The sequence below is a fragment of the Methylobacterium nonmethylotrophicum genome (assembly GCF_004745635.1).
GTDB classification, from domain to species: Bacteria; Pseudomonadota; Alphaproteobacteria; order Rhizobiales; family Beijerinckiaceae; genus Methylobacterium; species Methylobacterium nonmethylotrophicum.
On sequence record NZ_SRLB01000011.1, the window covers coordinates 140,722 to 153,699 of the forward strand.

Genomic DNA, 12,978 nt, shown 5'->3' on the forward strand with positions numbered 1-12,978 from the left:
GGATGGCCAGCCGGCCTCACGGCCAGACCTTGATCGCCACCGGCCGGCGCACGAGGTCGCGCTCCGAGGTCACCTCGCAGCCCTTGGTCCTGAGCGTTGCGTAGTAGAGCATCGCCGTGTCGCCGACGGTGTCGAAGTTGCGGCCCGGCGCCTCGGGGTCGATGAGAGAGGGATAGCTGATAAGGTCGCCGCCGGCCGTGCAGGGATCGTCGTAGAGCGTCGGCCCGGCGATCAGGAGGCGGGGCGCGTCCCAGGCCAGGAGGTCGCGGGACGTGCTCCAGTACAGGCCCGAGCGCGGGAAGACGCCGCCGGCGGCGGCCTGGAACACCGCGATCCAGGCGCCGCTGCCGCGGTGGCGGCTTACCGACCCGACCGGCGCCGGGAAGGGCGCGACCGGGGCGCAGGGACCGACCGGCTTCGCGCCCTTCAGGTAGGGGTTGGGGAAACGGGCGGTGAAGGCTTTCCCGTCGAAGGCGCGCCAGCGGGCGGGGTCCGAGACGTCGTCGCTGCGAAACAGGCAGACACCGAAGGGCTGGCCGTCCCAGCCGGTGGTCGAGGCGTAGAAGTAGCGGTAGCGCCCGTCGGAAAAGATGTTCGAGGGGTTGAAGAAGCCCCGGTGGCGGCCTTGCCCGACCTCCTGGCGGAACGGCGGCGCCGCCACGACGGTCGGGGGCGTGGTGCGGGTGAAGCTGCGCCCGCCGTCGTCCGAGCGGGCGGCCAGCACCGCGTTGTACCAGCAGGGGAGCGTGCCGGTGGCGCGGCAGCGGTCGTGGGTGTCGGCGTGGTACTCCTCGTGCAGCAGCGCCTCGACCCTCCGGCCGTCCTCTGTCCAGGTGGCGGTGATCCAGGTGCGGTCGTCGAAGGCCTCGGGCTCGGGCCGGAGGGCGGAGTCGAGCACGACCCGGCAATCGAGCTTCAGGCTGTCGAAGTCGCGGCCGCGAAAGGCCCGGTTGCGGTAATGCATCCCGAACAACGCCACGCCGCCGTCGGCCTCGCGCAGGGCCCGCGCGGGAGCGTCGGGCACGTCGTGCCCGTCGCAGGCGTCGCGGCCGGCCTTGAACACGGTGCGGGGGGGGCCGACGAGGGTCAGGGCCGAGAGCGGCGGCTCGGCCGCGGCAGGCCGGACCGTCACGGCCGCGACGCAGAGACACGCGAAGAGGAGGCGGAAGGGCATGCGGCATCCCTGGACTTGGCGCGCGAGCCTGCCCCAGAGTGCTTGAGGCTTGCTTTCGGCGGTCCGTCGGATCGGCCGCCATCCCCCGAGGGTTCTCCCCGATGCTCCTCCTGGTCGCCGGCCTCGTGCTCTTCCTCGGCACCCACGGCTTCACGATGCTGCGCGGGCCCCGCGCCGCCCTGATCGAGCGGGTGGGGGAGGGGCCCTACAAGATCGGCTACTCCCTCGCCTCGCTCCTCGGCCTCGTGGTCCTGTCGATCGGCTATGGCCAGTACCGGGCGAACGGCTATATCGAGGTCTGGTCGCCCCCGGTCTGGACCCGGCATCTCGCCCTGCTCCTGGTCCTCCTCGCCTTCATCTCCTTCGTCGCCGCCTACCTGCCGGGGCGGATCAAGGCGCGGCTGAAGCACCCGATGCTGCTCGGGGTGAAGATCTGGGCCACCGCGCATCTCCTCGCCAACGGCGACCTCGGCTCGATCGTCCTGTTCGGGGCGCTCCTGGCCTGGGCGGTCATGGCCCGCATCAGCGCCAAGCGCCGCGACGAGGTGAAGCCGCATGGTGGCCCCCTTGCCGGGCCCGCCGCGGCGCCGGCGGGCTGGCGCAACGACGCGCTCGCCGTCGTGATCGGGGTCGCGGCCTGGTTCGTGTTCGCGCGGGTGCTGCACCCCTGGCTCATCGGCGTCGCGGTCTGGCCGGGCCAGGCCTGACCGCGTCCCGCGGGATCTCTCGCCAGGCCTGACTTCTCGCCGGGACTGTGCTACGCGACCGGCCCTGTCGCACGGTCGCGGCGGAGAGCCCCTCTGGTCGTGGGTGGCGGCGAGCCCGGATATCATGAGCGAGAACGAGTTCATCCGCGAGGTCAACGAGGAGTACCGGCGCGACCGCCTGGCGCAGCTCTGGTCGCGCTACAGCGGCGTGTTCATCGGCCTCGCGGTGCTGGTGGTGCTGGGCGTCGGCGGCTGGCGCTACTGGCAGCACGCGCAGGCCCAGCAATCCGAGGCGGCGAGCCTGCGCTTCGAGGAGGCGTTGCGCCGCGCCAAGGAGGGCACGCCGGAGGATGCCGAGAAGGCCTTCGCGGGCGTCGTCGCCGACGCGCCGTTCGGCTACCGCCTGCTGGCGCGCCTGCGCGCTGCCGCCGAGGCCGGCAAGGCCGATCCGGCCGCCGGCGCCAAGGCCTACGCGGCGATCGCCGACGACGCTGCGGCGGGCCAGGGGCTGCGCGACCTCGCCCGCCTGCGCGGGGCGCTGCTCCTCGTCGACAAGGACGATGCGGCCGCGCTCAACACGCTCCAGAGCCTCGCGGCGCCCTCGAGCGCCTTCCGCCACACCGCCCGCGAGACCCTGGGCCTCGTCGCGCTCAAGAAGGGCGATTTCGAGGGGGCCGGCCGCTGGTTCGACCAGATCGCCGCCGACCGCGAGACCCCCGCGGGCCTGCGCCAGCGCCTCGAGATCTACGTCGCCCTGGTGGCCGGCGGCCCGGTGCAGGTGAGCGAGGCGGCGCCCGCGCCCCCGGCCGCCCCGCCGCCGCCGGTGCTCGGGCTGCCCGAGCCGGCCGCGCCCGAGCCCGCCGCCCCCGAGGCGCCGGAGACCCCCGGCGAGGCGACGCGCTGAACTCCCGTAGCGCGGGGCGTGTTTGCCCCGCATCATCACCGTTGAGGGCGGCGCGCCTCGCGGCGTGCCCGCCCGCTGCTATTTTGTCAGGAAGACCCTCCATGTCGATGCCCATCGTCGCGATCGTCGGGCGTCCCAACGTCGGCAAGTCGACGCTGTTCAACCGCCTCGTCGGCCGCAAGCTCGCCCTCGTCGACGACCGCCCGGGCGTGACCCGCGACCGGCGCGAGGGCGAGGTGCGCCTCGGCCACCTGCGCTTCCGCATCCTCGACACCGCCGGTCTGGAGGAGGCCGAGGCCGATTCGCTCGCCGGCCGCATGCGCGCCCAGACCGAGGCGGCGATCGCCGAGGCCGACGCGGTCCTGTTCGTGATCGACGCCCGCGCCGGCCTGCTGCCGGCCGACCAGCCCTTCGCCGAGCTGGTCCGCCGGGCGAACAAGCCGGTGATCCTGCTCGCCAACAAGGCCGAGGGCGGGGCCGGGATGGCGGGCGCCTACGAGGCCTTCGCGCTGGGCTTGGGCGATCCCGTCCCGGTCTCGGCCGAGCATGGCGAGGGGTTGGGCGACCTCATCGACGCGCTGGAGGAGGTGCTGCCGGAGCCCGACGACGAGGACGACGAGGAGGGGGGCGAGGGCAAGCCCCTCAAGGTCGCGATCGTCGGCCGGCCCAATGCCGGCAAGTCGACGCTGATCAACCGGATGCTCGGCGAGGAGCGGCTCCTCGTCGGGCCGGAGGCCGGCATCACCCGCGACTCGATCTCGCTCGACTGGGAGTGGCGCGGCCGCAGGATCAAGCTGCACGACACCGCCGGCATGCGCCGCCGCGCCCGGGTCGACGACAAGCTGGAGAAGCTCGCCGTCTCGGACGGGTTGCGGGCGGTGCGCTTCGCGGAGGTGGTGGTGGTGCTCCTCGACGCCACGATCCCGTTCGAGAAGCAGGACCTCACCATCGTCGACCTGGTCGAGTCCGAGGGCCGCGCCCTCGTCATCGGCCTCAACAAGTGGGACCTCGTCGCCGACCAGCCGGGGCTGCTGAAGGACCTGAAGGAGAAGGCGGCCCGCCTGCTGCCGCAGGTGCGGGGCGCGGCCGTGGTGCCGCTCTCGGGTCTCGCCGGCGAGGGGATCGACCGGCTGATGCAGGCGGTGGTCTCCACCGCCGAAGTCTGGAACCGCCGCGTCTCGACGGCGAAGATCAACCAGTGGCTGAGCGAGGCGACGCAGGCCAACCCGCCCCCGGCGGTGTCCGGCCGGCGCATCAAGATCCGCTACGCCACCCAGGTGAAGTCCCGCCCGCCGCATTTCGCGCTGTTCGGCAACCAGCTCGACGCGCTGCCGAAATCCTACACCCGCTACCTCGTCAACAGCCTGCGCGAGGCCTTCGACCTCCCGGGCGTGCCGATCCGCCTGTCGCTCCGGACCTCGAAGAACCCGTTCGACAAGGGCGAGTAGGGCGTCGGCGAGACGGGCGTCGGGACGGGGCCCCTCAGCGCACCTTCTGGTCGGCCGGCAGGTTGCGGGCGTAGGCCTCGCGCTCCTCCTTCTCGCGGATCAGCTTCTCGTAGGCCGCCTTGGCCTCGGCCGAGACCGTGAGGGTGCGGGCCTGGGACGTCTTGCGCTTGGGCGCGCGCTTGAACCGGTCGGTGGATTCGCTCATCGCTTGAAAACCCCCGCTTGACTGGTTGGCGATGGATCTACCGCGTTCGGCCCGCCTTGGCGACAGCCAATGACTGGGCGTCAGGCTCGGCGACGCGCAATTCGAGAGGCTCACCCGCCGACAAAGGCCGCCAGCTCCTCGGGCTGGCCGGTCGGAAACGTCTCCTTCAGGTGGTCGAGGAAGGCGGAGACGCGGGCGCTCAGGAGCCGGCGCGAGGGATAGAGCGCCCACAGGGCGATCTCCGGCCCCGCGCCATCGCCCCAACGGACCAGCCGGCCGGCGGCGAGGTCGTGGCCGACGAGGGAGACCGGCAGGCGCGCGGCGCCGATCCCGGCCCGGACCGCGTCGCGGACCATGACGAGGGACGACAGGACCAGCACCGGCGCGGCGGCGACGCGCGCGCCGTCCGCCAGGGTCCAGGCCTCCGCCCGGTCGCCCGCCCCGCGCAGGACCGCCGGCACGGTCGCGCCGTCCGCCGGCCGGGGGAGGTCCGGGCTCGCCACCACCACCAGCCGGTCGCGCAGGACGATCCGCCCGACCAGGCTCTCGTCCGGATCCGGGTTGACCCGGATCACCAGGTCGTAGCCCTCCTCGACCATGTCGACGGCCCGGTCCTCCGTCGTGACCGCGAGGCGGACCTCCGGGTACTTGCGGGCGAACGAGGCCGCCACCTTGCCCATCGCGGTCTGCGAGAACAGCAGCGGCGCGCTGATCCGCAGCCGGCCCCGCGCCCGGCTCCCGCCCGCGGCGATCGCCGCCGCCGTCTCGTCGAGTTCGGTGAGCAGGGCGCCCGCCCGCTCGGCGAGCGCGCGGCCCTCCTGCGTGAGCGTCAGCACCCGCGCGCCGCGCTCGAACAGGCGCAGGGCCAGGCTCGCCTCCAGCTCCGCGACCCGCCGCGACAGGGTCGCCTTCGGGCGGCCCGTCGCGCGGGCGGCGCGCCCGAACCCGCCGTGGCGGGCGACCAGGGTGAAATCGGCGAGCGCCAGAAGGTCCATCGTTCCACCCACGAGACGGTGCGTCCAGATCGGACGTCTATCGGCTCGAACATGGATCGCTCATCGTCGGGACGTCTTCAACGACGAACCGGAGCCATCCCATGACGATCCTGGTTACCGGCGCCACCGGAACGGTCGGCCGCCACGTGGTCCATCACCTCGCCCAACGCGGCGCCGACATCCGCGCCCTCGTCCGTGATCCGGCGACGGCGAACCTCCCGGCCGGCGTCGCGGTCGCGCAAGGCGACCTCCTCGACGTCGACGCGCTGCGCGGCGCGCTCTCGGGCGTGTCGACCCTGTTCCTGCTCAACGCCGTGGTGCCGGACGAATTCACGCAAGCCCTGGTCGCCCTCAACCTCGCCCGCGAGGCCGGGATCGCGCGGGTCGTCTACCTGTCGGTGATCCACAGCGACCTCTACCTGAACGTGCCGCATTTCGCCGGCAAGTTCGGGGTCGAGCGGATGATCGCCGCGATGGGGCTCGAGGCCACGGTCCTGCGCCCGGCCTATTTCATCGACAACGACCGCACGGTCGCGGACGTGGTGCTGCAGCACGGCGTCTACCCGATGCCGCTCGGGTCGAAGGGCCTGGCGATGATCGACGCGCGCGACATCGGCGAGATCGCCGCCCTCGAACTGATCCGCCGCGAGGAGGCCGCCTGTCCGCTGCCCTCCGAGACCATCAACCTCGTCGGGCCCGAGACGCTGACCGGCGAGGGCGTCGCCGCGATCTGGTCGGAGGTGCTGGGGCGGCCGGTCGCCTACGGGGGCGACGACGCGGCCGGGTTCGAGCGGAGCCTGCGCCGGGTCATGCCGCCCTGGATGGCCTTCGACATGCGCCTGATGAGCGAGCGGTTCCAGACCGACGGGATGCTCCCGGAGGACGGCGACCGCGAGCGCCTGACCGCACGGCTCGGGCGCCCCCTGCACACCTACCGCGACTTCGCCGCCGCCGTCGCGGCCTCGGCCTGAACCCCGCGCCACGGAGCACGACCATGATCTTTTCCAGCGCCACCGTTCCGGTCAATCCCGAGGGCGAGACCCCGCTGACCCGTGCCCAGGTCTGGGCCGGGCTGGTGCTCAAGGCGCGCGACGCGCGCCTTTTCCTGCCGCCGAACCTCTGCACGCGCTGCGCGGTGATCGAGGAGCGCGCGACCCATCTCGTGCGCGAGGCGTCGATCGCGGGCGACGATCTCCGCGAGATCATCGCCTTCGAGCCGGAGCACAAGGTGACCTTCTTCCAGGCCGCCGGCCCGCGCGAGGGGGCGATCGTCAACGAGCTGTTCGAGGACGAGGACGGCGCGCTGTTCCTGCGCTTCTACGGCCTCCTGGCCCTGCGGGATCGGGCGCCCGGCGGCCCCGAGGAGCGGGAGGAGCAGGCCCGGATGGAGGCCGAGACCGGTTACCGGAGCGCGCTTCTCTCGACGCTGAGGCGGACCCGGGCGCTGGCGGCGGAGGGGGCGCTCTGATCCCGGCGGGGGAGCGGGCGGGCGTTCAGGCCGCCCGCCGCTCGACCGCCGCGAAGGCGCAGTCGACCAGTCCCGCGACCTGCTCCGTCGCCAGCGCCTCGTCGAACAGGATGCGGAACAGGATCGGCGCGATCACCCGGTCGAGCACCTTGTCGATGTCCGGAAACGCCTCTCCGCGGGCCTCCGCGCGGCCCGCGATGAGGTCGATCTGCTGGCGCGCATAGCCGCAGCAGCGCCGCGGCCCGTCCGCTCCCTCGGCGGCCAGCACGTCGCGGATCATCTCGCGGCCGAGCCCCGAGGACATCTCCTCGGCGTATTGCTCGGCCCAGGCCAGGAGGTCGCCCCGCCCGCTGCCGGTCTCCACCGGCACCATGTCCGGGCGCAGCCGCTCGACCGCGACGTCGGCCAGGAGCTCGTTCAGCTCGCCCCAGCGCCGGTAGATCGTCGAGGGCGTGACGCCGGCCTCCTGGGCGATGAGCGGGATCGTGACCTCGGCGCGGTCCATCCGGGCGAGCAGCGCCCGCGCCGCGCGGTGGACCGAGGCCTGGACCCGCGCGCTGCGCCCGCCCGGGCGCGGTCCGCCGAGCCCCCTGCAGCCCTCCCTGTCCGCCATCGACACCCACCCTCCAAACGCAAAGAATTTGCTTTTAGCGCGCCGGAGCGCTACATCCTAAACGCAATGGATTTGCTTTAAGGGACACAGCGATGCGCGCAGGTCAAGGATCCCGGCGGCTCGACCCCCTCGCCGTCCACGCCGTGACGCTCGGCGCGTTCTTCGCCGCGGCGGCGGCGCCGACGCCGCTCTACCGGATCTACCAGGAGACCCTGGCGCTCTCGCCGGTCTTCGTCACCCTGGTCTTCGCGGTCTACGCGGTGGCGCTGCTGAAGGCCCTGCTGGTCGCCGGCTCGCTCTCCGACCATCTCGGGCGCCGGCCGGTCATCGCCGGGGCGCTCCTGCTCGAGGCCGCCGCCATGGGCCTCTTCCTGCTGGTCGGGAACGGGCCGGGCTGGCTCATCGTCGCCCGGGTCGTGCAGGGGCTCGCCACGGGCATCGCCGCCGCCTCCCTGGGCGCGGCCCTCGTCGACGTCGACCGCGCCCGCGGCCCGATCGTCAACGCGGTGGCGCCGCTCGCCGGCATGGCGCTGGGCGCGCTCGGCACCAGCGCGCTGATCCAGTACGCGCCCCTGCCGCTCCACCTCGTCTACGGCCTCCTGCTCTGCACCTTCGCCGGGCTGGCGCTGGCGACCTGGCGCGTGCCGGAGAGCGCCGCGACGCGGCCGGGCGCGCTCGCCTCGCTCAAGCCCCGCATGGCCGTCCCGCCGCGGATCCGGCGGCCGCTGGCGCTGATCACCCCCATCAACCTCGCCAACTGGACGCTCGGCGGCTTCTACCTGTCGCTGGTGCCCTCCGTCGTCGCGGCGGCCACCGGCAGCCGCGCGCCGCTCACCGGCGGGGCGGTCGTCACCGCGCTCATGGTCGCCGGCGCCGTCTCGGTGCTCCTGCGGCGCACGGCAGCACCGCGGGACAACCTGACCTTCGGGGTGCTGGCCGTCGCCGTCGGGGTGGTCGCGGTCGTCGCCGGCATCCATCTGGCCAGCGTGCCGCTCCTGATCCTCGGCACCCTCGTCACCGGCAGCGGCTTCGGCGCCAGTTTCCTCGGCTGTCTCGGCACGATCACGCCGCTTGCCGGGCCCGACGAGCGCGCCGGGCTGCTCGCGGCCTTCTACGTCCAGAGCTATCTCGCCTTCAGCCTGCCGGCGGTCGGCGCCGGCTTCCTCGCCCGCACGATCGGCTACGCGGCGACCGCCGACCTCTACGCGGCGGCGATCCTGGCGATGAGCCTGGGCGGGCTCGTGGTCATGCGGGCGCGGGTGGGACGTGATTTGGTCGTGGCGTAGAGGCGGGGCTCGGCCAGGCCCGAGACCGCCTGTCCCACCCTCGACCTCGGGATGAGGTCACGGACGGGATGGATCGTGCAGAGCATCCCGCACTCCCGCCCGGAACCTCAACCCCGCCCCGCCGCCAGGTACGCCCGCCATCCCCCATGGCGCGAGACGTCCTCCGCCTCCCGCACGCCCTCCGGCTCGCACAGGAACCCCTTCGGGCTCGTCCCGTCCGACAGGCGCAGGGTGCCGATGCCGAGGGGGGCCGGAATCGCCGCGACGAAGCGGCCGAACGCCGCCGGGGACAGGGCCCAGACCTCGGTGGCGATCGACGCGCCCGTCCCCGCCGCCACCCGCAGCAATCCGGGGCGGCGCGGGCCGGCGCCCGGCAGGGCGTAGAGCCGGTAATCCGGCGCGGTCGCGACCGCGCGCAGCAGCCGGGCGCCGAGGGCATTCAGCTCGCCGTTGAGGGGCAGGCCCGACAGATGCGCGCCGACCACCGCGAGCTCGATCTCGTCACCGGCGGCGCGCGCGGTGCCCGGCTCCGGCGCGGGCGGAAGCGATGCGCCGGTCGCCCCCATCGGGGTGCCGCCGGCGCGGTGCAGGGCGGCCCCGAGCGGCACGAGGGCGGCATCCCGGCCCGCCGGGCCGATCAGCGTCACCCCGGCGGGCAGCCCGTCGGCGCGCGGATGGCTCGGCACGGCCAGGGCGCAGAGGTCGAGGAGGTTGACGAAGTTGGTGTAGGTGCCGAGCTCGGCGTTGGGGCCGATCGGGTCGGCGGCGAGCGCGTCGAGGGTCTGCGGGCGCGGGAAGGTCGGCACGCAGAGGGCGTCGATGGTCTGCCACACCGGCTCGGTGGCGCGGCGCAGCTCGGCCAGCCGGTAGCGGCCCGCGAAGGCGTCGGCGGCCGAGAACGCGGTCGCGCGCTCGGTGATGGCGCGGGTGACCGGGTGCAGCGCCTCCGGTCGCGCCTCGATGAAGGACCGGATCGCCTGCCAGCGCTCCGCCACCCACGGCCCGTCATAGAGGAGCGCGGCGGTGGCGTAGAACGGCGCGAGGTCGACCGGCACCAGGGTCGCGCCCAGGGCCTCGAGGTCGGCGAGGGCCGCGTCGAAGGCGGCCTCGGAGAGGCGGTCGCCGCCGAAGCGCCGGCTCTCCGCATCCGGCACGCCGATGCGCAGCGGCAGCTTTCCCGGGGATCCGACCGGGATGGCGCGCGAGAACGGGTCGGCGGCGTCGAAGCCGGAGAGCGCGGTGAAGGCCGCGAAGGCGTCCTCGACGGTCAAGGCGAAGACCGAGACGCAGTCGAGGGTGCGGCAGGCCGGCACGACGCCGCGGGTCGAGATGACCCCGAGGGTGGGTTTGAGCCCGACGATGTTGTTGAGCCCGGCCGGCACCCGGCCGGATCCGGCGGTGTCGGTGCCGAGCGCCAGCGGCACGAGGCCGGCCGCCACCGCGACCCCGGAGCCCGAGGAGGAGCCGCCGGGGACGAGCGAGGGGGCGAGGGTGTTGCGGGGCACGCCGTAGGGCGAGCGCACGCCGACGAGGCCGGTGGCGAACTGGTCGAGGTTGGTCTTGCCGACGATCAGCGCCCCGGCCTGCCGCAGGCGCGCCACCGCCGTGGCATCCGCCGCCGCGATCCCCGCATAGTCGGGGCAGGCGCAGGTGGTGGGCAGGCCGGCGACGTCGATGTTGTCCTTGACGGCGACCGGGATGCCGTGGAGCGGCCCGACCGGCGTCGCCGGCAGGGCGTCGGCTTCCGCCACCACCTCGGCCTCGGGCCGCAGGGTGATGAAGATCGCCGGATCGGCATGGGCCGCGATGCGCCGGTAGACCTCCCGCACGGCTTGCGCGGGCGTGAGGCGGCCGGCGGCGTAGGCGTCCCGGTACTCGGCCAGGGTGAGGGGGTGGGTCGTCACGCGGACACCTCGTCGATCAGGCTGACATGGGCGGCGACGACCCGCCAGCCCTCGGGCAGACGGGCCCAGGACTGCATCTGGCGCCCGACCTTGCCCGGATGGCTCTCGCGCCAGAACAGGGTCGAGGCGGTGGCGAAGTCGCGCCCGAAGGTGGTGATGACGGTCTCGCCGATGCGCCGCTCGACCCCGACCGGCGAGCGCGCCCGGCGAAACGCCCGGATCGCGTCCATGCCGTAAAGGTTTTCCCCGATCCCGTACCGGATCGTGCGGGGATCGTCCCAGAACAGGGCCTCGAGGGTCGGCACGTCGTTGGTGACGAGGGCGGTCTCGTAAGCAGCGAACGCCGCCTCGACCTCGGCCTTCACGTCGGGGTGGTCGATGTCCATGGGGTGTTCTCCCTGAAGAAGCGTTTCGACGCTTGCCTCGGTCCATCCCACCGACGACCCCATCCTGAGGTGCTGGGCGATCGTAGATCGCTCAGCCTCGAAGGAGGCTTCCAGAATTCTCTGCGATCTCTGGAGGCCTCCTTCGAGGCCGCTACGCGGCACCTCAGGATGAGGTCGTGGGTGGGACAAACAAAAAATTGCTGAGACGTGCAGCCTGCGCGTCGGAAGGCTTCACCCCGCCACCTGCGCCGCCCCCACCCCCGCGGCCTCGAGCGAAGCGGCCACCCGCAGGGCCAGGTCCTCCCGCCACGGCGCGGCGATCACCTGCACGGCGAGCGGCAGGCCTTCACCCACCCGCACCGGCACCGCCGCGACCGGCAGGCCGATGAACGAGATCGGCTGGGTGAACACGCCGATATTGGGCCGCGCCGGCACCGTGACGCCGTCGAGCTCGATCGTCGCCTGGCCGATCCGCGGCGCCCGGCAGGGCGTGCAGGGGGCCAGGATCACGTCGACCTCGTCGAACAGGGCCAGCACCCGCTCCCGGTACCAGCGCCGGAACCGCTGGGCACGGTGGACCCAGGCCGCGGGAATCGTCGTGCCGGCGATCAGCCGGTCGCGGACCGCCGGGTCGTAGTCGGCGGGGCGCACCCGCAGGCGGTCGAGGTGCAGGCCCGCCGCCTCGGAGGCCGTGATGACGTAGGCGGCGGCGCGCGCCCGCGCCGCTTCCGGGATCTCGACGCTGCGGGTCGCGCCCAGCGCCTCGGCGGCGAGGCGCACGGCGGCGAAGCAATCGGGCTCGCCGCCGCGGGCGAAGTAGCCGCCCGCGACCGCGATCCGCAGGGATGCCGCCCCTCGCGCGAGCGTGCCGGCGACCGGCTCGGCCGGCCGCGGGGTCTGCCAGGGATCGTCGGGGTCCTCGCCCTGCATCGCGTCGTAGGCGAGGCCCAAGTCGACGACGGAGCGGGCGAGGGGCCCGAGATGGTCGAAGCTCGCGACGAACGGGTAGGAGCCGGCCCGCGACAGCCGGCCGAAGGTGGGCTTGAGCCCGAAGGTGCCGCAGAACGCCGATGGAACCCGGATCGAGCCGTTGGTGTCCGAGCCGAGGGTGAGGGGCACCATCCCGGCCGCCAGGGCGGCGCCCGAGCCGCCGGACGAGCCGCCGCTCATCCGCTCGCGGTCGTGCGGGTTGCGCGAGGGGCCGTCATGGGCGTTCTCGCCGGTGAAGTCGTAGGCGTACTCGCCCATGTTGAGGGCGCCGACCAGCACCGCGCCGGCCGCCTCCAGGCGCCGCACCAGGGCGCCGTCGCGCTCGGCCGGGGCGCGCTCGCGGTTGATCTTCGCGCCGGCGCGGGTCGGGAGGCCTTCGACGTCGAACAGGTTCTTGACCGCGAAGGGCACGCCCGCGAGGGGGCCGGGCGTCTCGCCCGCGGCGAGGCGCGCGTCGATCGCCGCGGCCCGGGCCCGGGCGCGTGCGGCGGTCACGTCCGTGAAGGCGTTCACGGCCGGATCGAGGGCGGCGATCTGCGCGAGCGCCGTCTCCACCGCCGCGGTGGCGGTGAGCCGGCCGGCCGCCACTGCGGCGGCGATCCCGGCGGCGGTCATCGGCGCGCTCAAGTCGGAGGTCCTCATGCCCGAAACACCGGCGCCGGCTCGACCGCGTCGTCGAGGGGGAAGTCGAGCACCAGGCGCGCGGCCGCCGCCGTCGCCTTGACGTTGGCGATCACCGTCTCGCGCCACTCCGGCGCCATCGGGATGCCGACGAGGGGGATCATCGCGTCGACGACCGCGCCGGCGGTCGCGTCGTCGAGGGGAAGGGCAGGGGTAGGAGACGGGGGAGGTATCGTCATGGTCGAACCTCGAGGGGTGATGGGTTGACGCGCAGTGA

14 protein-coding genes are annotated in these 12,978 nt (G+C 73.8%); 6 read left to right on the plus strand and 8 right to left on the minus strand.

The features are described from left to right. Positions 1 to 16 precede the first annotated feature (16 nt). Positions 17 to 1,174: a glycoside hydrolase family 183 protein gene (locus EU555_RS16435; RefSeq protein ID WP_135415931.1), complete on the minus strand. Its 1,158-nt coding sequence runs from the start codon at positions 1,172 to 1,174 to the stop codon at positions 17 to 19. A gap of 101 nt (positions 1,175 to 1,275) precedes the next feature. Between EU555_RS16435 and EU555_RS16440 the strand changes: the two genes are divergently transcribed. From EU555_RS16440 to der, 3 genes are all read left to right on the plus strand, one after another. Then, on the plus strand, positions 1,276 to 1,881 hold the full coding sequence (locus tag EU555_RS16440; protein WP_135415933.1) for an NnrU family protein: 606 nt from the start codon (positions 1,276 to 1,278) through the stop codon (positions 1,879 to 1,881). Positions 1,882 to 2,005: 124 nt separating this feature from the next. Continuing rightward, positions 2,006 to 2,785 (plus strand): tetratricopeptide repeat protein, encoded by a 780-nt coding sequence (locus EU555_RS16445; RefSeq protein WP_135415935.1) that lies wholly within the window; start codon positions 2,006 to 2,008, stop codon positions 2,783 to 2,785. A 101-nt stretch (positions 2,786 to 2,886) separates the two neighbouring features. Further along, positions 2,887 to 4,233, plus strand: coding sequence for a ribosome biogenesis GTPase Der (der, locus tag EU555_RS16450; protein WP_135415937.1), 1,347 nt, complete (start codon positions 2,887 to 2,889; stop codon positions 4,231 to 4,233). Positions 4,234 to 4,267: 34 nt separating this feature from the next. Here the strand turns inward: der and EU555_RS36200 are convergent, their stop codons facing one another. Further along, entirely contained in the window at positions 4,268 to 4,438 is a 171-nt protein-coding gene (locus tag EU555_RS36200) for a hypothetical protein (RefSeq protein WP_167858567.1), read from the minus strand. Between the two features lie 110 nt (positions 4,439 to 4,548). Then, positions 4,549 to 5,433 carry a LysR family transcriptional regulator gene (locus EU555_RS16455; protein ID WP_135415939.1) on the minus strand — a complete coding sequence of 295 codons (885 nt, stop codon included), beginning with the start codon at positions 5,431 to 5,433 and terminating at the stop codon, positions 4,549 to 4,551. 101 nt (positions 5,434 to 5,534) lie between these two features. Here EU555_RS16455 and EU555_RS16460 point away from each other — a divergent pair, with 101 nt between their 5' ends. Both EU555_RS16460 and EU555_RS16465 read left to right on the plus strand, forming a co-directional pair. Then, positions 5,535 to 6,404, plus strand: coding sequence for an NmrA/HSCARG family protein (locus EU555_RS16460; protein WP_135415941.1), 870 nt, complete (start codon positions 5,535 to 5,537; stop codon positions 6,402 to 6,404). A 23-nt stretch (positions 6,405 to 6,427) separates the two neighbouring features. Next, positions 6,428 to 6,901, plus strand: coding sequence for an AtaL-like protein (locus tag EU555_RS16465; RefSeq protein ID WP_135415943.1), 474 nt, complete (start codon positions 6,428 to 6,430; stop codon positions 6,899 to 6,901). 25 nt (positions 6,902 to 6,926) lie between these two features. On the opposite strand, the gene EU555_RS16470 is transcribed toward EU555_RS16465, so the two are convergent. Further along, positions 6,927 to 7,514 (minus strand): TetR/AcrR family transcriptional regulator, encoded by a 588-nt coding sequence (locus EU555_RS16470; RefSeq protein WP_135415945.1) that lies wholly within the window; start codon positions 7,512 to 7,514, stop codon positions 6,927 to 6,929. A 92-nt stretch (positions 7,515 to 7,606) separates the two neighbouring features. Between EU555_RS16470 and EU555_RS16475 the strand changes: the two genes are divergently transcribed. After that, positions 7,607 to 8,800: an MFS transporter gene (locus EU555_RS16475; RefSeq protein WP_135415947.1), complete on the plus strand. Its 1,194-nt coding sequence runs from the start codon at positions 7,607 to 7,609 to the stop codon at positions 8,798 to 8,800. Between the two features lie 107 nt (positions 8,801 to 8,907). On the opposite strand, the gene atzF is transcribed toward EU555_RS16475, so the two are convergent. From atzF to EU555_RS16500, 4 genes are all read right to left on the minus strand, one after another. Continuing rightward, the gene (atzF, locus tag EU555_RS16480) at positions 8,908 to 10,704 is read right to left on the minus strand and encodes an allophanate hydrolase (RefSeq protein WP_135415949.1); all 1,797 of its coding nucleotides are present in this window, start codon (positions 10,702 to 10,704) and stop codon (positions 8,908 to 8,910) included. Further along, positions 10,701 to 11,090 (minus strand): oxalurate catabolism protein HpxZ, encoded by a 390-nt coding sequence (gene hpxZ / locus EU555_RS16485; protein WP_135415951.1) that lies wholly within the window; start codon positions 11,088 to 11,090, stop codon positions 10,701 to 10,703. Before hpxZ ends, atzF begins: the two co-directional genes overlap by 4 nt. A 231-nt stretch (positions 11,091 to 11,321) precedes the next feature. Further along, entirely contained in the window at positions 11,322 to 12,722 is a 1,401-nt protein-coding gene (locus tag EU555_RS16495) for an AtzE family amidohydrolase (protein ID WP_135415955.1), read from the minus strand. Then, positions 12,719 to 12,940, minus strand: a complete 222-nt coding sequence (locus EU555_RS16500; RefSeq protein ID WP_135415957.1) for a DUF4089 domain-containing protein — start codon at positions 12,938 to 12,940, stop codon at positions 12,719 to 12,721. The genes EU555_RS16495 and EU555_RS16500 overlap by 4 nt, the downstream gene beginning before the upstream one ends. Between the last annotated feature and the right edge of the window lie 38 nt (positions 12,941 to 12,978).